The organism is Acinetobacter sp. 1125_18A (genome assembly GCF_052824985.1).
Map to the genome: position 1 here is coordinate 179,615 of NZ_VTDG01000001.1, position 24,824 is coordinate 204,438.

Here is a 24,824-nt window from a genome sequence, read left to right on the forward strand (position 1 = left end):
CAAAGTACCTGACTTTGAGCTTTTTAAAGCAAAAATAATGATATAAATCAAATTAAAATGCTTTTGCTTTAGCTATCATTTAAACCAGATATGATCAAAATATTGATCAACGACCCCATTCCATTTTCGCCATATACGGGCGAATTTTTTTAATACGCTGGATATTGGTCTTTTCAATCTGAGTTAATTGATTTTCAACATTGGTACTGCATGGCATATACCAATTATCGTTAGCAAATTGAGAGGCAATCTCTTTATTGGCAAATGAATAACCATGACGCGCATAAATTTCATTACGCATCCAGTCCAGTTCTTCAGGAGGAATTTGTAGATCCTCATCTTTTAATAAACGTTGTGATGCAACTGGATAATCACCGACATCTTTTTGATAGCGACACTGTTGCGGCTTTAAATCAAAATATTTTGGTTTAACCTTAGCCGTTGTAGATTCCCAACTAGATTCCAACACATTCGGCTGATTCTGTTTTACAGTAAACGTAAACACACCACTACTTGCTTTAGCACCGCTTTCTGTTGCGGTAATTTTATAGCCTTGTGAAGTTGTCTGTACTTTTCCTGAGAAATTTTGTTTATTTTTACCAAGAACACTATAGCCTTTGATCTGATTACGATCGATAGATTGGATGAAAACAGCAATTTTCTGATCATCATATTTTCCAGACCAAGATTTTTGCAACTGTTGAATATCCAGTGCATAGCTATTCTGGAAACCAATCATTCCTAATCCGACGAGTGCGATTAAACTTTTATTCATTGTTATACCTATTTGTTATGAAGATATTGGATGCATTTTCACATTGATTTTAGATTAAATTGTTTGCTTTGTGATCTACTTTAAGATAAATAAATCAGGATTCTCTGTGGTTTATTTTAAAATCTATGCCATACCCAAACATAAATATGCTGTTTCAACCTATGTTCCACTATAATTTCTCAATCACCATTCCATTATAAGCAGTGATGAACAAAACAAAAACTAACTTGGCCTATTCAAGCTTGAGTCTAATTTCACTCGTGATCTATGCTTATTTATGCTATCTCATGGTGGCAATATGTCTACAATATTTCCCATGGCAAACTGATCAGCATTTTCTATTGTTAAAGCAAGATGTAGTCAATACTCAACCTTGGCAGGCGGCTTTTAAAATCCATGTGATCAGTAGTAGTTTTGTACTCATCGCTGGATTTACACAGTTTTTCCGTGTCTTTCGCACGCGTTATCCCCGAATTCATCGCTGGAGTGGTTGGCTCTACATCATCACCATTTTGGGGCTGTCTTTACCCAGTGGCTTAATTTTAGCTTTTTCAGCGGCTGGAGGGTTATCCACACAAATCAGCTTTGTCTTATTAAGTTCACTCTGGGCGATCACCACCCTATCCGCTTTATACTTTTTATTGAAAAAGCGCTGGATTTTACATCGTGACTGGATGATCCGTAGTTTTGCACTAAGTCTTTCAGCGCTAAGCTTAAGGACATGGAAAATCGTGCTTTATGAGTTACAACCTTATTTTGATTGGTTAACCCCAATTCACATCTATCAGTTAGAATCTTGGTTAGGTTGGGTGGTCAATCTAATCCTAGCTGAAATCATTATTTTTGGATTACATCATCGCACAAGACAAAAAAATAAAAGCCCTAAATCAATTTAGGGCTCTCATAAAAAGTGTTCAGCAATTGAACACTAAACTTATTTTTTACTCACACTATAATGGTTTAAATCTAGTTGTTTTAATTGGTTACGTAATTGTTGCAATGACCATGGCCATGCTGCAAAGTTACGACCATTTTCATCCAGATAATAGGACTTACACCCACCCGCATTAAATACAGTGGTTTTTAAATGTTTCTGCAAACGTTTATTATGCTGGGCAAGCACATCCGCTTTGATTTCAAAGCGAGTGAATTTTTGCTCACGCATTTTTAACAAGCCATCAACAATATAACCGACTTGTGCTTCCGCGATACCAATAAATGAGTCATATACCAGAATGTTTGGACCAAGGACCAAGAACGCATTCGGTACATGTTCAATACTGGCACCCAAATATGCTTCAGGTGAACTATTTTTCCAACGCTCAGCAAGGACTTGACCATTGCTGTCATAAACTCGTTTACCAATTGGAGGATGTGAAACTTCAAAGCCTGTTCCCCAAATAATCACATCCACTTCATGACGTTCACCATTTGCTGCAACCACTGTATTTCCATCAATTTCAACCAAACCATGTGCAATCAGACTCACATTATCTTGTTGTAGAGCTGGATAATAATTGTTTGCAAACAATAAGCGCTTACATCCAATAGTAAAGTTCGGTGTTACTGCTTTACGCAAGGTCTCATCTTTAATTTGCAGTTTGAGTAATTGCTTACTCAGGAAATTAACGGGTTCCAATACTTTAGGATTACGCAATCCAAAGTTAATTCCATTTAAAATCTGTGCAATGCTATTACGCCAAGTTTGTTGAATGATTGGGAATCGAGAAATGATCCCTTTAGCCGTTTCGTTTAACTCCATATCCGCCTTGGGTAGTACCCACGGTGCTGTACGCTGGAATACGATTAGCTGTTTCGCTAAAGGTTGTACTTGCGGGATAAACTGAATTGCAGAAGCCCCTGTACCAATCACTGCAACACGCTTACCGGTTAAATCATAATCATGATTCCAACGTGCTGAATGGAACATTTCACCTTTAAAACTTTCAATTCTTTTTAATTTCGGCAAAGCAGGTTCAGTAATTGGTCCTGTCGTAAAGATCACTGTCTTTGCTTGATATTGACCTTTTGATGTTTCTAAGTGCCAAATATGTTGTGCTTCATCCCATTTGGCACTGATTAATTCATTATTAAATTCAATTTTCTCACCAAGATCATATTTTTCCACCACTTCTTCTAAATAGCTTAGAATTTCTGGCTGCTTGGCAAATAAATGACTCCATTTATGGCTTGGTGAGAAAGAAAATGAATAAAGTGCTGAGGGTACATCACAACCGCAGCCCGGATAATTATTGTCGCGCCATGTTCCCCCCACACGACTGGCTTTTTCAAGGACCACATAATCGTTATAGCCTGCTTGATTCATTTTATAAGCAGCAGCAATCCCTGAAATACCAGCACCAACCACAATGGTGTCATAGATGTGCAGAGCTTCTTTGTGCTGAATCGTCGGCGCTTTTTCCTCAGCCGATTGTCCAAGCTTTTCAGATTGAGCACTTATTTGTGTTTCAACTTTTACCTCAGGCTTATTTTTAGCTTTAGCCGGAGTTTGGACTTCAGCTTTAGCAGTATTTACTTTCGCTGGCTTTGTAACAGTCTTTACCCCAACTTGCTTCTCTACGAGCGCTTTTTCTTTAAGCTGTTTTGCTTCAAGCGATTTGTCTTGCACAGTATTCTGTTGAGTCACCTGTTTAATGTCTTCGACTGTAGTTTGTGTTGAGTTTTGCTCTACGCTTTTCTCTTTAGGCAGCGTAGCTAAAGTTGTTTCTGTTGTCATCTTGATTTACTCGCAGCTTATTTGATGTATTTGTTAAATAATGGATACCCGATACCTAGCGCTTTGGCATATAAGGTGGGTGATACACGTTTTAATATCCAAAACAGTTTTGCGTCTGGCTGAGGAATGGTGTACAGCTTGCCTGCATCCAAGTTATTTAAGGTTTTAATCACCACCTGATCACTGGTGGTAAATGCATGATTCATCAGTAAATCATCTGCTAAACCCGCATAATGACCAGGCAAACGACCATTTTTCATAATATTTGTAGGCACTAATGTTGGACACAGCACATTCACTCGAATGTTGTCACCGCGAAGCTCTGCTGAAAGGGTTTCTGACAATGCCAGCACACTGGATTTTGTTACGTTATAAGCAGTCATTTCGGGAGCTGCTGTATACCCCGCAGCTGAAGCAACATTGATAATTGCTCCATAACCTTGTTGCTTAAACTGAGGAACAAAATAATGGCAACCATGAATAACCCCCCAAAGGTTGACATGCATACACCATTGCCAATCTTCCAGTGACACTTCATCAAACTTACCGCCCAGTCCTACACCCGCATTATTAATGATCAGGCTTACAGGATGATTCATTAATTTTTCGGCTTGTTCTGAAAGTGCTTTTACTTGCTCTTTCACACCCACATCACATTGCACAGCAAATGCTTTAGCTGAAGTTTGTGATTCAATCAAACTGACAGTTTCTTTGGCTGCATCCAGATTTATGTCAGCACAAACAATTGTTCCTCCGCGTTTTGCAAGTTCCATTGCAAAACTACGTCCAATGCCACTGCCTGCGCCAGTCACGACCGCATAAGCATTTTGGCTCGGCTTAACTTTTTTAGAAAAAATACCCATAAACTTTAAATCCATCTCTTTTAGGTTTTTATGAACGCAATGCAGGATAAAATTCTTTCGTCAAATATGGCGTAAGAAGACCTGTCTTTGGATTCAGCAGTTTCTCTTTGTAATAGTCCAAAAATTCAGATGTATCATGATCATTTGGATGAAAATCGGGACGAAGATAATCAAAAATATGTTTAAAGCTACTGCCGTAAACACCATCTTTTAAGCCAAAGATCAGGCGAAAATTATATGGAATCTCTTTCCAATAACGTAAGCTAATCAGGTTCTTAGGATTGCGATAAAAAGGAACTAAAAATGATGCAGCTGAAATCAGCACCAAAATCGTGATCAATGCGGGAAAGAATCCAGCAATACGTAATAAATAGTTATTAGATAATTCTTGAAACACATCGAAAGCAATATCCTTATGCTCTGATTCTTCAAGCATATGCCACATCCAGATTGCCCGTTGTTTTTCATCTTGCGAACGGAAGAACACTTCTTCATGATTCATCATGTATTCTGCAAGTACCGCAGTAAAATGTTCGATACCAGCCATCAACGACAATTTCATCGGTTGTGGAAGACGCTCAAACCCATATTCAAAAGCCCAGCCAGCCCAAGTACGAAACAGCTTTACTGGCAAATCACGAATTAAATAAGCGTCATTTAACTCTTCATGCATTTTTGAATGAATCGCCTCTTGACCAATCAATGAAGTAACACGTTGCTTCAATAATGGATCAGTAATGAAATCACGATGATAACGAGCAGTATCAATCACAAGATCTTCACCACGAGTTAAGAAAATCGACAATGACGCAAAATATGCACTTGCCAATTCTGCATCCATATAAAATCGGTGATCTACTTGCGCTGGATCAAAATCAAACTTCATATGACGAATTGGAATAATCGACGTTTGATTTTCCAGACTGAATGGTGCCGCAGCAAAAACTTTAGCAACGGCTTTCTTAATTGGCTTAGCGAACATAGCTGGTACTCTTTATTCATTTAATATGGCAATCCATTTCATCGTCTTTACGCTGATGAGCTACAGATCGCCTTTTGAGTAAAAACTCTACTTTGATGGCTAAAAATTACGACATGCTTTGTCAATTACCATTGGCACATGCATTCATTCGGTTTGCAAATTATGACAACCTTAGATAATTGTCAGACAATCACTTTTAAGAGTTGCCTCCACTGATAAAGAATGTCCCTTAAAAACAATTTTTATAAAGTGCTTGGTTAAAATCACAGCTTTTAAAAAAAAGCTTTTCCTTCAAAAATTGATGGAAAAGCTCAGTATCGATCTACAACATCGTTTTTATATTGAATAGAAAATTTGAATGCTAAGATTGAATAAAATTACATCCGTAAAGCAGGGGTAAACTCTTTAATAAAATAAGGGGTGAGTGTGCCTGTTTCAGGATCAAGTAATTCTTTTTTGAAATATTCTAAAAGCTCAGTTGTATCATGATCATTAGGATGAAAGTCTGGACGCAAATAATCAAAAATATGGCCTAAACTGCTACCAAAAACACCATTGTCTCGACTAAATAATAAATCCCAACTGCCCTTTGCCTCTTTCCAAAAACTTAGACTAAAGCTATTCATTGGACGTCGTAAAAATGGCAACATCAATGCGCCAGCACCTACGCCTAGACCCAAAGTAATCAACGCAATAAAGAATCCTGAAATTCGTAATGGATAATTTGCAGAAAGCACTTGATAAGTATCATAAGCAATATCTTTATGCTCAGACTCTTCCAGCATATGCCATAACCATAAAGCACGTGTTTTTTCATCAAGAGAATGATTAAAGATGTCTTGATGAGTCATGGCATATTGAGCAAAGACAGCGGTGAAATGCTCAATCCCAGCCATCATTGAAAGCTTTAAAGGTTGTGGGAATTTTAAAAAAGTATGATTAAAAACCTGTTCTGCTAAAAACCGATATAACTGCACAGGCAAATTATTTGGAATCATGGTTTCATTGTATTCTTCATGGACTTTTGAGTGAATTGCCTCTTGCCCAATCAAACTGGTTAGACGCTGTTTTAAAACAGGGTCTTGTATTTGATCACGATGATGTCGTGCGGTTTCGATCACCAACTCTTCACCATAGGTCAAAAAAATTGACAGTGCGGCAAAATAAGCAGTCGCCCACTCTTTTTGCATAAAAAATTTAACATCCAACTCATCTGGGCTAAATTTAAAATTGAAGTGACGAATCGGGATATTCGCAATCTGATCTTTTAAATTAGGCAATCGACTTGGAAAAGCTTTTGCAAACACTTTTTTGACAGGCTTAGCAAGTAACATATGAAGCACCTATTGTTTATTTAGGGATCAAGGATTTGACTGAAAACCAGTTCAAATTCACATTTCAAGTAAAAAAATCCTATTTATGTTGGAAAAGTAAGTCATCTGGATTCAAATACCACTGACATTTCAGGTCAATCCATTGGCAATTTATGACTATTCAATAAAGTGTCTGACAAATAAGGCCTGAGCTTGCCTCTACTGATAAATAATGACCTTTGCGGACAAGTCATCAGCTTTGGCTTAAATCATGATTTAAATCTTAGGTATGCCAACCCTTAACCACGGATGCTCTACATTACTGAAATCAGGCAACAAGAAAAGGTTCATGTCAGCACATATATATAGGGTCTGTTGACATTTCATATTTCGTGCCTTGTATCATCTAAAAATCACTCATAGTCGCAAACGTAGACGAATTGTCAACAGACCCCAATAGAGAGCTTTTTTATCGTGGTGTATCTGGGCCACAGTTAATCTTTGGGTCACACTGAATCAGTGCTAAACTTCATGATGTACTTTTTACACAGCACAAAATAAAACAATGTTCAATTTCATTTGGCGCTTTGTACAGCTTCTTCAATTGGATCAATTCAAGTATCGAAAATTGACGGAGGGTGAAATTCGTATTAGCCAAAGTGTATTTGGAGATTTAATTGACTACAGCCAAGTCAAGGTGATGAATCATCCTTATTTACCGTGGCAGCCTGTTGGTATTTTGATGGCGCCCAATGGTTATATTCACTTAAAAGATGCAGACTATTGTGAAGACTTTTCCTGTATGAGCTTGGGTTATCAAGCTGTTTTTATTCATGAAATGGCCCATATTTATCAATATCAGCGTCATGAAAATGTATTACTGAAGGGGGCGATTTTACAGTCCGCACTTTACCTGAGTTTTGGTAAATATAACCCTTATCGCTACACCCTCATTCAAGGAAAAGCTTATTTCGATTACAATATTGAGCAACAAGGCGATATTGCCAAAGATATTTATTTAAATCGAATTGAAAATATTATTCTGGATAAAAATGCAGTCAATCATTCTATTTAAGTCCCTTGTTTTGATGCTAATTTAAACAATTTAAGTGATGTATTTCACAAAAATAAATTAAAGCTAATCCTTTCCAATATAAAATTCAAAAAATAATGAAAAATCACTAGTTTCTATAAAAAAAATACACTAAATTCATGAGGTCATTGATGGTGTATTGAATAAACTTGATGAATTACTAGCTTCTGACGTTTTTTTAGTTAAAATACTCAATGTCTGAAATTTTTGCCTTGCAAGAAAATAAAGATTTTGATGATTTTTTAATGATTTTATAGTTTCGCCCTTTGGCAATTTCTGTGATATCTATACACATATGTTGAATAACTACATTTTAAAAATCAACAACTTGTGTATAAATTACCCTATTGGAATAGGATTTGGTTTAAATGAAAAGTTTTAAAATTGCTCTCGCGCAATTCTCTCCATTCATTGGTGATATTGAGTCGAACGTTCAAAAAATGATTGAACAAGCCAATGATGCAAAAAAACAGAATGCTGAAATTGTTGTTTTCCCTGAACTTTCTATAATCGGTTACCCTGCCGAAGATTTGCTTTTACGCCCAAGCCTAGCAAAGCGTACTGCACAAGCTTTCGAGAAACTGTCTACTGTTAAAGACATCGTGATGGTATTTGGTTTTGCCAATCTTACAGACGATGGTCAACGCTACAATGCTGCTGCAGTGATGAAAGATGGACAAGTTTTAGGGGTCTACAACAAACAAAATCTTCCTAATTACAGCGTTTTTGATGAAAAGCGTTATTTTAATGAAGGACATCAACATCTTGTATTTGAGTACTTAGGTCATAAGTTCGGGGTCCTGATTTGCGAAGATGTATGGTCTTTAAATACAGTTCAACAGCTTGCTCAACTCAATGTGGAAAGTGTTTTGGTCTTGAATGCTTCACCTTATGAAGTCGGCAAACCGCAACATCGTATCGAAACATTAAAAGAGTTGGCAAAACAGCTCCATCTCAATGTGGTTTATATCAACCAAGTGGGTGGTCAAGATGATCTCATTTTTGATGGGACCAGTTTTGTTATTAACCATTCAGGTGAAGTTGCACTACAAGCACCAAGCTTTAAAGAAGATCTCTACTTTGCTGACTATCAAATAGAAAATAAAGCCTATCAAGTGGTTGAAGCTGCGCCAGCATTAAACACTATGGCTGAGATCTATCAAGCTTTGGTTTTAGCAACACGCGACTATGTACAACGCTCTGGTTTCCCTGGTGTGATTTTAGGACTATCGGGCGGTATCGACTCAGCTTTAACCTTGGCAATTGCAGTTGATGCGATTGGTGCAGATAAAGTTCAAGCCGTGATGATGCCTTATACCTACACATCACAAATTAGTGTGGAAGATGCAACTGAACAAGCAAAACGCATGGGCGTTACTTTTGGTATTGCCGAAATTCATCCTATCGTAAATAGCTTTATGCAGACCTTGTTCCCATTCTTTGGTAACTCACCTGCGGATACAACTGAAGAAAATCTTCAAGCACGTGCACGTGGTACATTGCTTATGGGCTTGTCCAATAAGTTTGGTAACCTTGTGCTTGCAACAGGCAATAAGTCTGAGCTTTCTGTAGGTTACTGCACACTGTATGGCGATATGGTAGGTGGTTTTGCTGTACTCAAAGATGTTTATAAAACTATTGTTTTTGAATTGGCTAAGTACCGTAACAGTATTTCTGAAACGCCGGTGATTCCTGAACGGGTTATTTCTCGTCCACCATCAGCAGAACTTCGTCCTGATCAAAAAGACCAAGACTCTTTACCTGCTTATGATGTACTTGATGCCATTCTATATGCATATATTGAGGAAGAACAAAGCCAAGAAGACATCATTGCCAAAGGTTTTGAACGTGCAATCGTGGAAAAAGTCATTCAGCTTGTCGACCGCAATGAATACAAACGTCGTCAAGGTTCAATTGGACCACGTATTAGCTCACGCGCATTTAGCCGTGAACGCCGTTATCCGATTGTAAATGGCTGGAAAGCAGGTGTATAAGCCTCGTGAATGTGAATAATTCACCTCCACCTTCGAGCTTTGCTCAGGAACTTGCTCAAGCATTATTGCTTGAGCAAGTTCGCTTTATTAAAAAACAACTCTTAGATCAAAAAAATCCGCAATTTATTCAAAATTTTATTTCCCAAACCTATCAAAATGCAGACAAAATCCTTTTAAAAAATGTGATTCAACTTAAGCAACTCCAGTCTGTAGTGCAAAAATATGCTTTTGAATTGAATTTAGGCGCAGATATTCTTGAATTTATCGGTGTCGTCGCTCAAAAAATTCATCAATATGCCATTCATAGTCAAACCATTTTCAATGATCTACTCTCAGATGAATCTTTTGAACTGTGGATGTTTAAAATCTTAGAATTAGAACAATTAAGAGGCTATATTCAAGAAAACTTACAGCACAACCCGCAGATTCAACAGGTTAGCCTACAGCTTGCCAATCAGATTTTAGAAAGCAACACCCCTTGGCTCAACCAGCTACGTCAATACACAGTGAAACATAACCGTATTGGCGCTAAAGTCATCAGCTTTATTCAAGATCAACAACACAATATTGAGCTTAAATTAGAACAACAACTCGCAACTGCTATCCGTAGCCAACTCAGCAATATCATTCTACTGCCTAATGAAGACCTGGCAGATATCGCTACACATGTTTGGAATGAAGTTAAGCAACGCTCATTAAAAGAGGCTTTCTCTCAAGTTCAATCCATTGATTTTGAGGAATTCTTTATTCTTGTTTATGAAACCTGGAAAGAATTACGTCAAACAGAATATATGCAACAGGTCATTTTAAATGTTGTCGAAGCATTTTATGAATACTTTGGCGAATATAGCTTACAAGAATTACTACACTCTGTTGGCTTAGATCAAAACGATTTATTTATCGAAGCAGATCGCTTTATTCCACATACACTAGGTGCTTTGGATCAACATGGCTTATTGGATGAGATCATTCAATCCTTGATTGCGCCATTCTACCTTGACACGCAAACACAAAGATTTATAGAAAATTATTTAGCAGAAAAAGCTTAATCAAATATTCAACTGGATTTTTTCAGTGTTCTAAATATTCATACGTGATGATAATTTTTATCTGTATCTACTGATCTTTTGATGATGCACAAAAAAAGAGACCATGCAGTGAGCATGGTCTATAAAAATGGTGGCTATGACGGGACTTGAACCTGTGACCCCCGCATTATGAGTGCGGTGCTCTAACCAACTGAGCTACATAGCCATAAACTGTGTGCGCATTATCTAAAGTTATCTACCCTACGTCAAGCATTGAAACACACCAATGATCATACTTTAAGCAATTGATATTTAGATGTTTAAAATTAATACATATTTATGTTTTTATCGAAAAAATCAGCTTAATAAGTATTGTAAATAAGTAAGGAATTAAGCTCTCTCCCCTATTTATCTCTAAAAATCGATAGCAAAAAAAGAGAGTGGCTTACCACTCTCTATTTGCAACAAGCTCTTCCATTTCAATATCAAGATACCCTTGGTCTTGTACCACCATCATCATTGCTTCAGCAATATAATCAGCTGCAGTACCATCCAAAGAAGAATCAAGATCCTCAAACTGTGGCTTCATTTCATTAATTTCAGTCACAGTCAGTTTTGCCATAGAATAAATTTCTGCATCACTGAAGCTGGTTTTTGCCACTTTTTTAGCAAAATTTTCAATAAGTTGCTTAACCTCAGCAACTAGAATATCTGGATAATATTCATCATCGAACATTGGGAGAAGTAGATCGTTAAACATTGCAACCTAAAATAAAACAGCAATTCACGCGCTTATATAACACAAACCATACAATTCACCAAATTGATCAGGCAATTTAACTGATTAATTTTTCAGATGTAGATGATCTAAATTAAAAAAAAAAGATCAAACAATATTAGAGGCTATTGATCATTCATCATTAAATTGCAGAGCGTATGGCTTGCCATACTTTAATTGCATCCGACATTGCTTTTACATCATGTGCACGCACCATACACGCGCCTTGTTGAATACTGAGCAAGTGTGCAGCAACACTACCTACAGCACGATGATTGGCATCTGCACCATCTAAAGCTTCACCAATGAAGCGCTTACGTGATAAGGCTGATAAAATTGGATAACCCATGTTGTTCAGTTGATAAAACTCATTGAGAAGCTTTAAATTTTGTTGCGCATTTTTAGCAAAACCAAAACCAGGATCTATCATAATATTTTTGGGGTGAATTCCTGCCTGTAGTGCATCATCTACGCGTTGCTGTAATTCAGCAATTACCTCTTGAGTAACATCTTCATACTGGTCAAGATGATTCATTGTGGTCGGCTCGCCTCGCATATGCATAATAATCACAGGGATATTGAGCTCTGCAGCAGTCTCTAAGGCATGTGGACGAGTTAAGGCACGGACATCATTCCAAATATGTGCACCAGCCTTAACTGCCTCACGAATGACTTCGGGCTGTGAGGTATCTATTGAAATAATGACATCCAATTTGGCTAATTCAGTAACCACAGGAACAACACGACGTATTTCTTCGGCAATCTCGACTACAGATGCACCCGGGCGTGTAGATTCACCGCCAACATCAATCACTGTCGCACCATCAGCAATCATTTGCTTGGCATAAGCAACAGCTTGATCTTTTTGATCATGCTTCCCACCATCGCTAAATGAATCAGGAGTGACATTCAAGATACCCATGACATGTGCTTGTGATAAATCCAGACTTAAACGCCCACATTGCAAAATTTGCTTGGTTAGTGGCATCAGTTGCATGTCAATTCTCCGTATTCAATTCAGGCTAGTTTAACAATTCAAATCAATAGCACAGTGATTTTTTTTCATCTGTGAATTTTTTCGTATAAAAAAAGAGCCTCGATTGAGGCTCTTGTTTATTCACTGACTGATCAGGTCGCTGGTAATGGTGGTGGTGTTGATGGACCATCTGTAGGTGTTACATCAAGCACTGGATTTTCAGCAACATAAACCTTAGGTGGCTGAGGATCACGACCTTCCATGATGTCACGGATTTGATCACGATCAATCGTTTCCCATTCCATCAAGGCTTTTACCATTGCATGTGCAATATCTTTGTTATTTTCAAGAATATCACGCGCAACACGATACTGTTCATCCAAGATACGACGTACTTCTTGGTCAACCTGTTGTTGTGTTGCTTCAGAAATCGTACGGCTACCGACATTTCCGAAGAAACCATTCTGGTTTTCATCTTCATAGACCATCACGCCCATTTTGTCTGACATACCATACTTGGTCACCATCGCACGTGCCATTTTGGTTGCACGTTCAAAGTCGTTAGACGCACCCGTTGACATTTGATCAATGAAAACTTCTTCAGCAATACGACCACCGAATAAGATTGAAAGTTCATTCAACATCTTAGACTTGTAATGGCTAGTTTGATCATGTTCTGGCAACTGCCAAGTTACACCCAAAGCCCAACCACGTGGCATAATTGTTACTTTATGCACAGGGTCAGTACCTGGAAGAATTTCTGCAACAATGGCATGACCTGCTTCATGATAAGCAGTCGCGCGACGTTCTTCTTCACGGATCACCATCGACTTACGTTCAGGGCCCATGTAGATCTTATCTTTTGCATCTTCAAAGTCATGCATATCGACGGTGTTCTTGTTACGACGAGCAGCAAACAATGCAGCTTCATTTACAAGATTCGCCAATTGCGCACCAGAGAAACCAGGTGTACCACGTGCCAATACTTTAAGATCAACACCTGTTACCGAAGGAAGTTTCTTCAAATGCACTGCCAAGATCTGTTCACGACCTTTAATATCTGGCAGACCCACCATCACTTGACGGTCGAAACGCCCCGGACGAAGTAATGCTTTATCCAGTACATCCGCACGGTTTGTTGCAGCAATGACGATAATCCCTTCATTACCTTCGAAACCATCCATTTCAACAAGCATTTGGTTTAGTGTTTGTTCACGTTCATCATGACCACCACCTGTACCTGAACCACGATGACGACCAACTGCATCAATCTCATCAATAAAGATGATACATGGTGCATGGCGTTTCGCCTGTTCGAACATGTCACGCACACGAGATGCACCAACACCAACGAACATTTCAACGAAGTCAGAACCTGAAATACTAAAGAATGGAACTTTGGCTTCACCAGCAATCGCTTTCGCAAGTAAAGTTTTACCTGTACCTGGAGGACCAACCATCAATACGCCTTTAGGAATTGTTGCCCCTAAGCGTTTGAATTTTGCAGGGTCTTTCAAGAAATCAACGATTTCCACAACTTCTTGTTTTGCTTCATCACAACCAGCTACATCGGTAAAGGTCACTTTGATTTGGTCTTCTGAAAGCATTTTTGCTTTAGATTTACCAAAACTCATTGGACCATTTTTCCCGCCTGCACCACCACCCATGTTACGCATAAAGAACATGAACAATAAAATAATTAAAAGCACAGGAAAGCTTGCGATGAGAAGTTGCATCAATAAACCTTGACGTTGAGGTGCAGTACCTTCAACAACAACGTTATTTTTGATGAGTGTAGGCATCAATTCAGGATCTTGAACTGCTGGGCGAATACTTTCAAAGTTCGAACCGTTCTTTTTTTCGCCGCTTATTCTTTCACCATCAATTGTGACTTTACTAATTTGACCAGCATTCACCGCTGTGACGAATTCTGAATAATTCATCGCAGAAGGCTTACTGCGGTCACTGAGATTGCTGAAGATTAAGATCAGCACACCCAGTATGACCAGCCACAATACGGCATTTTTGAAGTAATCGCTCAAAGCTTTATTCCCATATATAACTATTTTGATCAGGCTCAATCTTGCTTGATCGTAACAAAAAGCGAGTAATGAATTTCGCAATAAAGGTTAAAAAGGTACAAAATGCACAATTTTTAACAACTTGGCAAGCATTTGTTGGCAATTCATTACGAAGAATGAACATACCTCAAAAACACCATCTATTGCGAAACTTTTTTACGGCCCTGTCCAATTAAAAAAACTTCTTTTGAACGTGCACGTGAAGCAGCTGGTTTTGCTGTTTTTAACACATCAAAACTATCCACGACTTGCTTTCGGAACTCATCAAAACCAGTTCCTTGGAAAACTTTAACTAAAAACTGCCCTTTTGGTCCAAGAACCTTGTTGGCAAAATCTAACGCAAGTTCACACAAGTAAATCTGGCGAGGTTGATCTACAGCCCTATTACCTGATGTATTGGGGGCCATATCTGAAATTACAACGTCTACAGTGCGTCCATTTAAAATATTTAACAATTTTTCGAAAACTTCTTCTTCTCTAAAGTCACCTTGTAAGAAAGTAACATCAGGTAAAGCATCCATTTCTAAAATATCTGAAGCAATCACTAAACCTTTATCACCGACCAGTTTACCTGCGATTTGCGACCAACTTCCTGGCGCAGCACCCAAGTCAACCACGGTCATCCCTGGTTTAATCATTTTGTGTTTTTCTTGAATTTCAAGAAGTTTATATGCAGCACGAGCGCGGTAACCTTCTTTTTGTGCTTTTTTCACAAAAGGGTCATCTAAATGCTCTCTCATCCACGCACGACTACTTTTGGATAACTTCTGGTTGGTAATGCGTGTAGCCATAACTCTCTTGATCTAAACCGATAACTAACTTCTGATTGTACGTGAAAAAAATTCTCATTGCAGTATTCATATTGATTTAAATCGACAGATATTGATATGTTTTTTTGAATAAGCTTCATCGATTATTTCTACAGAATTTACAGCGTAGTGATATGGCTTTTGTTATACTAAGTCGTTTCTAAAATTAGGTTATCTTTTATGGCGGCTCTATCTATCCAAGAACGTAAACGTTTACGTCAAATCGGACATGCGTTAAACCCTGTTGTAATGCTTGGCGATAAAGGCTTGACTGAAAGTGTCGTTGAAGAATTAAACCGTGCTTTAAATGATCACGAGTTAATTAAAGTCAAGGTTACAGGTGAAGACCGCGAAGCACGTGCTGCAACGATTACTGAAATTGCCAATGTCACTTGTGCGGAAGTTGTTCAAACAATTGGTAAAATTGCATTGCTTTATAAAAAAGCTGCGAAACAAAATCCAAAATTGTCTAATTTAGTTCGCCACGCTCATCTTTCAAATTAAGATTTATTTTCATGGCAAGTTTCGAACTGAATGCATTTGATCGTCGTTTTCAAAGTATCTCCCTAGTTGGTGCGATTGAACAAATTAGCCCATATACACTCAATGTCGGTTATTGGTTAAGAGATCCCAATCAATTCATAATTTATCCTGAACTGGTTACAGCAAATCCACGTCAGGATTTCCTTTGGGAAAATACCTGTTTTGAGATTTTTATTGGTGTGCAAGGTGAAGATTATTATCGTGAAATTAATCTATCCCCTTCTCAAGCTTGGCAAGCTTACCAATTTGAAGAATATCGTTATCCTGAAAATATGCCGCCAGTCGCTGCTTATGACATTGAATTAAATCAGTTAAAGCGTACGCATTATGGATTAAATGTCAGCATAGATCTTAGCGAGTTCATGCTTGCCAATAAATTAAAATGGTCAGACTTATTTTTAGGTTTAAGCGCTGTTTTAAATACCACGCAAGGTCAACATTTCTTTGCCATGCAACACAGTGGCCAACAGGCCGACTTTCACAATAAACGTGATTGGTTACATACATTTTAAAATACGCTTATGTAAACTGTGATTGAAAATAAAAAAGTGAGGCAACTAGCCTCACTTTTTTATTGCCATTTTTCTTAAAAATGGCTTTCCTCAAAACATAAGCTTTACATATCTTATTGTTTTGTTGTTACTTTATTCCAAACTTCTAAAGTATGATCTTTTGAACGCTTTAAAGTTTCAGTTAACTGTACTTTATGTTTGCTCGAAATTTGTGAAACATCTTCACGAATTTCTTTACCAACTTCAGTTAACTCTTTCACTAAAATGCTTAATTCAGATTTTAAGAAATCAGCCAATTCAACCAAATCTTTTTGTGAAGTTGAAAATTGTGATTTGATCACATCAAGACGTTGCACCAAATCTTGTTTAAAGTTTTGTACTTGATCTTGAACTTGCTCAGTTAATTGCTCTGATTCTGCTTCAAGTTTAGTTTTAGTTTCGGTAACCGCTTCAGCAACCTTCTGCTGCGCTTCTTTACCTAACTTCTCTAAGTTTTCAGTAGTTTCAGTCACAACTTCTTTCAAAGCTGCAGTCTCTTTTGTTACTTTATTTGTAACAGTTTCTTTAGATATAGTCATATTGATTCCCCCTGGAATGTGAGTCAATAAGATACATTGAAAGGATAAATTTTAGATTTTGATTTGTCTGACAATATTTAAATACTTACAATTTCAAACAATTCACTTTAAAAGCAGAATTAATGCTAAATAGCAAGGTATTTATCTTAGATTATCCCTCGAAATAAAATAGACTTTCGAGAGGCTCATGCGTATAATGCGCTGTTAAGTTACAAGCGAGCAGACAAGAGGAGGGTAGGATTTAGTAAGCCTTCCTTTTTTTTCGTCTACTCGCTTTTTTACAGCCCTATTTTTGTGGTTTTAGTTCAGGAGCTATGGTTTGAGCACCCCCGCCATTTTAGCCCTTGCTGACGGTACTGTTTTTAAAGGTACATCGATCGGCGCTACGGGAAGTACGACTGGTGAAGTCGTTTTTAACACTGCCATGACTGGTTATCAAGAAATTTTGACCGACCCTAGTTATGCACAGCAACTTGTAACTTTAACTTATCCTCATATCGGTAATACTGGTTGTAATGAAGAAGACGCTGAATCAGGTCGAATTCATAAAGTTTGGGCGAATGGTTTAATCATTCGTGACCTACCGTTATTACACAGCAATTTCCGAGCTACTCAGTCTCTTGGCGAATATTTACAACAACATAATGTCGTTGCCATTGCAGATATCGATACTCGTAAATTGACACGTATTTTACGTGACAAAGGCGCACAAAACGGATGCATTCTTGCCGGCGATAATATTACTGAAGAAGAAGCTATTGCAAAAGCACGTGCCTTTGGTGGTCTAGATGGTTTAGACCTTGCGAAAGAATGTTGTGACCCAGAAGGTTTTGAATGGACCGAAGGCTCATGGACATTGGGCCAAGGCTTTTCTCAACCAGAAGCAAAATTTCATGTTGTTGCATACGATTACGGTGTCAAAACCAACATCTTACGTATGCTTGCAGACCGCGGATGTAAATTAACTGTTGTTCCTGCACAAACACCTGCTGAAAAAGTATTGGCGTTAAACCCAGATGGCGTATTTTTGTCAAATGGACCTGGCGATCCAGCAGCATGTGATTATGCAATTGCAGCAGTAAAAACCATTGTTGAAACTACAAACCTACCTGTTTTCGGTATTTGTTTGGGTCATCAAATTCTAGCTTTAGCTTCTGGCGCTAGAACTGTGAAAATGCCACATGGTCACCACGGTGCAAACCATCCTGTACAGAACCTTGAAAATGGTACAGTGATGATTACTTCTCAAAACCATGGCTTCGCAGTAGATGCAGAAACTTTACCTGCAAACCTCAAAGCTACGCATAAATCTTTGTTCGATCAAACCTTACAAGGTATTCATCGTACAGATAAACCTGCGTTTAGCTTCCAAGGTCACCCTGAAGCAAGCCCTGGTCCACATGACTGTGCCCCATTGTTCGATCATTTCATCGAACTTATTGAAGCATCTAAGAAGTAATTAAGGAAGCGATCATGGCTAAACGTACAGACATTAAAAGCATCTTAATTATTGGTGCGGGTCCGATTGTCATCGGGCAAGCATGTGAGTTCGATTACTCAGGTGCGCAAGCATGTAAAGCCCTTCGTGAAGAAGGCTACCGTGTTATTTTGGTGAACTCTAACCCAGCCACCATTATGACTGACCCGACTATGGCAGATGCAACGTATATCGAACCGATTACGTGGCAAACTGTTGCACAAATCATTGAGAAAGAACGCCCAGATGCGGTTCTTCCAACAATGGGTGGTCAAACGGCATTAAACTGTGCATTGGCACTAGATGCTAACGGTATTTTAGAAAAATACAATGTTGAATTGATTGGTGCGACCAAAGAAGCCATCGAAAAAGCGGAAGATCGCAAACTTTTCGATATCGCAATGCGCAAAATTGGTTTGGAATGCCCACGTGCTGATGTTGCAGAAAGCATGGAACATGCGCTTGAAATTCAAGCCCGTTTCGGCTTCCCTGTGATTATCCGCCCATCATTTACGATGGGTGGTTCAGGTGGTGGTATCGCCTATAACAAAGAAGAATTCATTGAAATCTGTGAACGCGGTTTTGATCTTTCTCCAACCAAACAATTATTGATTGATGAATCATTAATTGGCTGGAAAGAATATGAAATGGAAGTTGTTCGTGATAAAAACGACAACTGTATCATTGTATGTACCATTGAAAACTTCGATCCAATGGGTGTGCATACAGGTGACTCCATTACTGTTGCACCTGCACAAACTCTGACAGATAAAGAGTTCCAATTACTGCGTAATGCTTCTTTAGCAGTGCTACGTGAAATTGGTGTAGAGACAGGCGGATCAAACGTTCAGTTCGGTATCAACCCGAAAGATGGCCGTATGGTTGTGATCGAGATGAACCCTCGTGTATCTCGTTCTTCTGCGCTTGCGTCTAAAGCAACAGGTTTCCCTATTGCCAAAATTGCAGCAAAACTTGCAGTGGGTTATACCCTTGATGAATTGAAAAATGACATCACTGGCGGTACAACGCCTGCGTCATTTGAACCTGCAATCGACTATGTTGTAACCAAGATTCCTCGCTTTAACTTCGAGAAATTCCCACAAGCTGATGCAACACTCACTACACAGATGAAATCTGTGGGTGAAGTCATGGCAATTGGTCGTAACTTCCAAGAATCTGTACAAAAGGCACTTCGTGGTCTTGAAGTCGGTGCTTGTGGTTTCGATGAGAAAATTGCGGTGGGTACTGAAGGCGCGAAAGATAAAATCTTGGTAGAGCTTAAAGTGCCAGGTCCTGAGCGTATTTGGTATGTTGCTGACGCATTCCGTCATGGCTTCACATTAGATGAAGTATTTGCTGCAACCAATATCGATCGTTGGTTCTTGATTCAAATCCAAGACATCATTCAGTCTGAAGAGCAAATCAAAACTTTAGGTTTTGGTGATTTGAACGCTGACAATATCCGTGCATTTAAACGTAAAGGTTTATCTGATTTACGTATTGCAGACTTGATGGGCATTTCGCAAAAGCAATTCCGTAAGCACCGTTGGAACTTGGGTGTATACCCTGTTTACAAACGTGTAGATACCTGTGCAGCTGAGTTCGAGTCAGATACTGCTTACATGTACTCAACTTATGATGACGAATGTGAAGCAAATCCATCTAACCGTGACAAGATCATGGTGATCGGTGGTGGTCCTAACCGTATTGGTCAAGGGATCGAGTTCGACTATTGCTGTGTTCACGCTGCCCTTGCAATGCGTGAAGATGGTTATGAAACCATTATGGTTAACTGTAACCCTGAAACGGTTTCAACTGACTATGACACATCTGATCGTTTGTACTTCGAGCCGATCACTTTAGAAGACGTTTTAGAAATCGTACGTACAGAAAAACCAAAAGGTATTATCGTACAGTACGGCGGTCAAACACCTTTGAAATTGGCTCGTGCTTTAGAAGAAGCAGGTGCACCAATTATCGGTACGTCTCCAGATGCGATTGACCGTGCAGAAGATCGTGAACGTTTCCAACAGATGATTCAACGTTTAAATCTTCGTCAACCAAGCAACAGCATTGTTAAATCTGCTGAAGAAGGTATGGCTGAAGCATCTAAAGTGGGTTATCCGTTGGTTGTACGTCCATCTTATGTCCTTGGTGGTCGTGCGATGGAAATCGTATACAACGACGACGAACTTAAACGTTACTTGCGTGATGCTGTACAAGCGTCTAACGAAGCACCTGTACTGCTTGACCATTTCCTTGATGATGCAACTGAAGTCGATGTTGACTGTGTATCTGACGGCAAAGATGTGGTGATCGGCGGTATTATGCAGCATATCGAACAAGCAGGTATTCACTCTGGTGACTCAGCATGTTCAATTCCGCCTTACTCTCTTTCTGCAGAGATTCAGGATGAAATGCGTCGTCAAACCGTTGCTATGGCGAAAGAGCTTGGTGTGATTGGCTTGATGAACGTACAGTTTGCTGTTAAAGGCAATGACGTTTATATTCTTGAAGTGAACCCACGTGCGTCTCGTACAGTACCGTTCGTTTCTAAATGTATCGGCGAATCATTAGCAAAAGTTGCAGCACGTTGTATGGCGGGTCAATCTTTAGAATCTCAAGGATTCACAAAAGAAATTATCCCAACGCATTTTGCTGTGAAAGAAGCAGTATTCCCGTTCAACAAATTCCCAGGTGTAGACCCGATCCTTGGACCAGAAATGAAATCTACTGGTGAAGTGATGGGTGTTGGTACAACTTTTGGTGAAGCTTTCTATAAAGCTGTGTTAGGCTCTAATGATCGCTTACCGGGTAAACCAACTGAAGGTGAAGTGAAGCACGTATTTATTTCAGTACGTCATTCAGATAAACCTCGTGCCGCGGGTATTGCGAAACAATTGGTTGATTTAGGCTTCAAAATTATCGCAACTGGCGGTACTTATGATGTCATTAAAGAAGCTGGTATTGAATGTGAACGTGTGAATAAAGTAACAGAAGGTCGCCCAAATATTGTCGACCGCTTGAAAAATGGCGAGATTCACCTCATTATCAATACTACAGAAGGTAAACAAGCTCAGCAGGATTCATTCTCAATCCGTCGCTCTGCGCTTCAAGGTAAAGTGTATTACACAACAACCTTGAATGGTGCTGATGCTGTATGCCAAGCTTTAGCAATTAAATTGCCAATGGATGTATATCGCTTGCAAGATTTGCAAACACTAGGTTAATTCGTTTCCGATAAGTCCCGCCATCTTATCGGTGGCGGGCTTTTTTCATTTTATAAACCTGTATTTTTAAAATACTGAACTGAGGGACAACAATGCAACGTTATCCTATGACTCCTGAAGGCAAGGTCGCCTTAGAGAAAGAATTGCAACAGCTAAAATCTGTTGATCGTCCACGTATTATTGCTGCAATTGCAGAAGCACGTGAACATGGGGATTTAAAAGAAAACGCAGAATACCATGCAGCGCGCGAGCAACAAGGTTTTTGTGAAGGTCGTATTCAAGACATCGAAGGTAAACTTGGTGCTTGCCAAGTAATTGATGTTAAAGGGCTTGAACAAACTGGTCGTGTGGTTTTTGGTGTGACAGTAACCATTGAGAATTTGGATACTGAAGAAAAGAAAACCTATAAAATTGTAGGTGATGATGAAGCTGACTTTAAGATCAATAAGATCTCAGTGAACTCACCTATTGCGCGTGGTCTTCTTGGTAAGAATGAAGGCGACGAAGCCAAAATCACCACACCACAGGGTGAAGTGGAATATGAAGTGGTAAGTGTGGAATACATCTAATTCACCTGAGTGAATTGCCACGGAACTCTTCATAAATTGAAGAGTTCTTTTGTTTCAAGCATATGATTTATAAATAGAATAAAAATAAATTTAGTAATTAAAGCTCTCCCCCTCTTATTTAAAAACGTATTAAAAAACCATTGATCATAAAAACGAAATTTAAGTCAAGAATCATTTGATAATGCTATTGATTATAATTATCATTAACAAAAATAAACATTATGCATATTTAATAGGTATTCCCTTATGCAGCAAGTTGTACGATTCACAAAGCATCCACTCTCCCTTGCCTTACACTTGATGCTAAGAGGTACTAAAATTGCCTTACCCATATTATTACTCTCAGGGCAAGTTGCTCAGGTCATGGCTGAACCAATTGCATCAAGTCATAACGATGTCATAAATGAACAAGTAGAAAAAAGCACCTTACCTACCATTACCGTGATCGCCAATGACGATAAATCGACCTCCTATATAACGAAAAAAATAGCAATCGGAAAAACACCACAACCCCTAAAAGAAACACCGCAGTCAGTTTCAGTAGTTACTCATCAACGTCTAGATGACCAAAATATTTCCACCATTGATAATGCTATGAAATATGTCACTGGCATCACTGTTGCACGCTATGATGCAGCAGGAAATTACAATGATTTTTATGCCCGTGGTTATGGCAGTGATACCTACGAAATGGATGGCACAACCTTAAGAACTGATTCTAATGGGACTTATCTAGATCTGTCTGTATTTGACCGTATCGAAGTATTACGCGGCGCTTCTGGTATGTTCAGTGGCGCAGGTGAACCAGGGGTTTCTATTAACTTAGTGCGAAAACGGGCGCTGGCTGATTTTTCTTTAACAGGTAAAGTAAGTGCAGGTTCATGGGAAAATTATCGTGGTGAGGCTGATATTACAGGGAAGCTCACTCAAGACGGCGCATTACGTGGCAGATTGGTCACTGCAGTACAAGACTACGATACCTTTATGAATGGGATTGATGGTAATAAGAAACTCGTCTACAGCACATTGGAATATGACATTCAGGACAATACCACGCTTTCCCTAGGTGCAACATATCAAGATATTAATACCGTATTGTCACGTGGTTTACCGTATGGTCCTGATGGAAAGCTACTGAATATTTCACGCAAAACCAGCTTTGTACAGGACTGGAATAAGCAGGACTTGACCAATACAGAATTATTTGCAGAACTAGAACACCATCTCAACAATGATGGACTGATTAAAGCCACTGTTCGTCAAAGCATACGTGACAATCATGCTAAATATAGCGACCCATCTCAGCCAGATGCCAATGGAGACATGTCCAAATTTAGCGCACTGGCATTTAAGCGACAAGATAAAGACTTAAGTGCAGACATATTTTTCAATACCCCTTTCCTGTTTGCTGGACAGACCCATAATTTCCTGATCGGGGCAGATTACCTGAAAGGTCATTCCAAAACCAATTATTCATCTTGGGGAACACCTCTCACAGGTACCATCAATATTTATCATGACAACCAACATCAGTTCGCTGAACCTGATTTTGACTACGATACCAATGTGAGCAAAGATGAAATAGAAAACTATGGTATTTATAGTCAACTCAGAATCAAACCCTTTGAGCATTGGACACTGGTCGGAGGTGGTCGTGTCAGCTGGTGGAAATCGATATCAACCACCTTGCGTGATAATGGTGTAGATAGCACCAATCCTGCAGCTAAATATGATGCAAAAGCAGAGTTTACCCCTTATGCCGCAGTGCTTTTCGACCTAAATCCGAATCTATCTTTCTACACTAGCTATTCGGAAATCTTTAAACCGCAAAATAACTTTACTTATGATCCTGTGACAGGTGGTAAAGGTAAACAAATTGATCCACGTACAGGCACTCAAATTGAAGCTGGGATGAAAGCGGCTTTCTTCGATGAGCGTTTAAACCTTTCTTCGGCTATCTATCAAATCGAAGATAAAAACCGTGCAATAACAGATCTTTCCGCGCCTGAAGGATATTCCGTAGCATCAGGTAAAGCGCGTAGCCGTGGTTTTGAGATCGAAGCGAATGGGCAGATTACCGATAATTGGCAAATTACAACGGGCTATAGTTTTAATCAAAACAAATACTTAGAGGAACCGGATCTAGAAAATCAACCTGTTAGTACATTCACGCCGAAGCATACTTTTAATTTATGGACCACCTATAAGCTGCCTGCATCTTTAGTCGAGGGTGTAAATGTTGGGCTTGGGGTACGAGCAGTGAGTAGTTACTACGATGGCTCTGGTGCAGAACGTGTGCAACAAAATGGTTATACTTTGGCTTCTGCAAGTCTAGGCTATCAAATCAACCCACGTTATAAGTTTGCAATTAATGTGGATAACCTATTTGATAAAAAATATTATGAGAAGGTTAACTATTGGATTCGTCAGAATATGTATGGTTCACCACGTAGTGTGACTGCCAGTTTAAGCTTTAAATATTAATT

At 38.9% G+C, this 24,824-nt stretch carries 20 protein-coding genes and 1 tRNA gene; 10 read left to right on the plus strand and 11 right to left on the minus strand.

The window, feature by feature from the left end:
- Nucleotides 1–106 precede the first annotated feature (106 nt).
- On the minus strand, nucleotides 107–775 hold the full coding sequence (locus tag FY049_RS00880) for a YARHG domain-containing protein (protein WP_096734804.1): 669 nt from the start codon (nucleotides 773–775) through the stop codon (nucleotides 107–109).
- Between the two features lie 206 nt (nucleotides 776–981).
- Here FY049_RS00880 and FY049_RS00885 point away from each other — a divergent pair, with 206 nt between their 5' ends.
- Entirely contained in the window at nucleotides 982–1,671 is a 690-nt protein-coding gene (locus tag FY049_RS00885; RefSeq protein ID WP_154129206.1) for a DUF2306 domain-containing protein, read from the plus strand.
- A gap of 38 nt (nucleotides 1,672–1,709) precedes the next feature.
- Here the strand turns inward: FY049_RS00885 and FY049_RS00890 are convergent, their stop codons facing one another.
- From FY049_RS00890 to FY049_RS00905, 4 genes are all read right to left on the minus strand, one after another.
- A complete protein-coding gene (locus FY049_RS00890; protein WP_446082966.1) occupies nucleotides 1,710–3,512 on the minus strand; it encodes a flavin-containing monooxygenase in 1,803 nt (600 codons plus the stop codon).
- A 17-nt stretch (nucleotides 3,513–3,529) separates the two neighbouring features.
- Complete coding sequence (locus FY049_RS00895; protein WP_154129208.1) at nucleotides 3,530–4,375, minus strand: SDR family NAD(P)-dependent oxidoreductase; 846 nt, start codon at nucleotides 4,373–4,375, stop codon at nucleotides 3,530–3,532.
- Nucleotides 4,376–4,403: 28 nt separating this feature from the next.
- Complete coding sequence (locus tag FY049_RS00900) at nucleotides 4,404–5,357, minus strand: metal-dependent hydrolase (RefSeq protein ID WP_154129209.1); 954 nt, start codon at nucleotides 5,355–5,357, stop codon at nucleotides 4,404–4,406.
- Nucleotides 5,358–5,734: 377 nt separating this feature from the next.
- Nucleotides 5,735–6,691 (minus strand): metal-dependent hydrolase, encoded by a 957-nt coding sequence (locus FY049_RS00905; protein WP_446082967.1) that lies wholly within the window; start codon nucleotides 6,689–6,691, stop codon nucleotides 5,735–5,737.
- Between the two features lie 544 nt (nucleotides 6,692–7,235).
- On the opposite strand from FY049_RS00905, the gene FY049_RS00910 reads away from it, so the two are divergent.
- From FY049_RS00910 to FY049_RS00920, 3 genes are all read left to right on the plus strand, one after another.
- Nucleotides 7,236–7,745: a hypothetical protein gene (locus tag FY049_RS00910; protein WP_056518112.1), complete on the plus strand. Its 510-nt coding sequence runs from the start codon at nucleotides 7,236–7,238 to the stop codon at nucleotides 7,743–7,745.
- Nucleotides 7,746–8,131: 386 nt separating this feature from the next.
- Complete coding sequence (locus FY049_RS00915) at nucleotides 8,132–9,757, plus strand: NAD+ synthase (RefSeq protein ID WP_004717311.1); 1,626 nt, start codon at nucleotides 8,132–8,134, stop codon at nucleotides 9,755–9,757.
- A gap of 5 nt (nucleotides 9,758–9,762) precedes the next feature.
- Complete coding sequence (locus FY049_RS00920) at nucleotides 9,763–10,806, plus strand: hypothetical protein (protein WP_446082968.1); 1,044 nt, start codon at nucleotides 9,763–9,765, stop codon at nucleotides 10,804–10,806.
- Between the two features lie 128 nt (nucleotides 10,807–10,934).
- On the opposite strand, the gene FY049_RS00925 is transcribed toward FY049_RS00920, so the two are convergent.
- From FY049_RS00925 to rlmE, 5 genes are all read right to left on the minus strand, one after another.
- Nucleotides 10,935–11,011 (minus strand) — tRNA-Met (locus tag FY049_RS00925).
- Between the two features lie 219 nt (nucleotides 11,012–11,230).
- A complete protein-coding gene (locus FY049_RS00930) occupies nucleotides 11,231–11,545 on the minus strand; it encodes a DUF5713 family protein (protein ID WP_004717317.1) in 315 nt (104 codons plus the stop codon).
- A gap of 160 nt (nucleotides 11,546–11,705) precedes the next feature.
- Nucleotides 11,706–12,560, minus strand: a complete 855-nt coding sequence (gene folP, locus FY049_RS00935; RefSeq protein WP_446082969.1) for a dihydropteroate synthase — start codon at nucleotides 12,558–12,560, stop codon at nucleotides 11,706–11,708.
- Between the two features lie 131 nt (nucleotides 12,561–12,691).
- Nucleotides 12,692–14,581 (minus strand): ATP-dependent zinc metalloprotease FtsH, encoded by a 1,890-nt coding sequence (gene ftsH, locus FY049_RS00940; RefSeq protein WP_004823226.1) that lies wholly within the window; start codon nucleotides 14,579–14,581, stop codon nucleotides 12,692–12,694.
- 179 nt (nucleotides 14,582–14,760) lie between these two features.
- A complete protein-coding gene (gene rlmE, locus FY049_RS00945) occupies nucleotides 14,761–15,411 on the minus strand; it encodes a 23S rRNA (uridine(2552)-2'-O)-methyltransferase RlmE (protein WP_004717323.1) in 651 nt (216 codons plus the stop codon).
- Nucleotides 15,412–15,609: 198 nt separating this feature from the next.
- Here rlmE and FY049_RS00950 point away from each other — a divergent pair, with 198 nt between their 5' ends.
- Nucleotides 15,610–15,933 (plus strand): YhbY family RNA-binding protein, encoded by a 324-nt coding sequence (locus FY049_RS00950; protein ID WP_446082970.1) that lies wholly within the window; start codon nucleotides 15,610–15,612, stop codon nucleotides 15,931–15,933.
- A gap of 11 nt (nucleotides 15,934–15,944) precedes the next feature.
- Nucleotides 15,945–16,484, plus strand: coding sequence for a DOMON-like domain-containing protein (locus FY049_RS00955; RefSeq protein WP_004717328.1), 540 nt, complete (start codon nucleotides 15,945–15,947; stop codon nucleotides 16,482–16,484).
- A 113-nt stretch (nucleotides 16,485–16,597) separates the two neighbouring features.
- On the opposite strand, the gene FY049_RS00960 is transcribed toward FY049_RS00955, so the two are convergent.
- The gene (locus FY049_RS00960; protein WP_154129213.1) at nucleotides 16,598–17,062 is read right to left on the minus strand and encodes a hypothetical protein; all 465 of its coding nucleotides are present in this window, start codon (nucleotides 17,060–17,062) and stop codon (nucleotides 16,598–16,600) included.
- 319 nt (nucleotides 17,063–17,381) lie between these two features.
- On the opposite strand from FY049_RS00960, the gene carA reads away from it, so the two are divergent.
- The 4 genes from carA to FY049_RS00980 all read left to right on the plus strand — a co-directional run bounded on the left by carA (nucleotide 17,382) and on the right by FY049_RS00980 (nucleotide 24,822).
- Nucleotides 17,382–18,521, plus strand: a complete 1,140-nt coding sequence (gene carA / locus FY049_RS00965; protein ID WP_004823230.1) for a glutamine-hydrolyzing carbamoyl-phosphate synthase small subunit — start codon at nucleotides 17,382–17,384, stop codon at nucleotides 18,519–18,521.
- 14 nt (nucleotides 18,522–18,535) lie between these two features.
- A complete protein-coding gene (carB, locus tag FY049_RS00970; protein ID WP_151801998.1) occupies nucleotides 18,536–21,769 on the plus strand; it encodes a carbamoyl-phosphate synthase large subunit in 3,234 nt (1,077 codons plus the stop codon).
- Nucleotides 21,770–21,861: 92 nt separating this feature from the next.
- On the plus strand, nucleotides 21,862–22,338 hold the full coding sequence (gene greA / locus FY049_RS00975; RefSeq protein ID WP_004717337.1) for a transcription elongation factor GreA: 477 nt from the start codon (nucleotides 21,862–21,864) through the stop codon (nucleotides 22,336–22,338).
- Between the two features lie 246 nt (nucleotides 22,339–22,584).
- A complete protein-coding gene (locus FY049_RS00980; RefSeq protein ID WP_446082971.1) occupies nucleotides 22,585–24,822 on the plus strand; it encodes a TonB-dependent siderophore receptor in 2,238 nt (745 codons plus the stop codon).
- Nucleotides 24,823–24,824 lie beyond the last annotated feature (2 nt).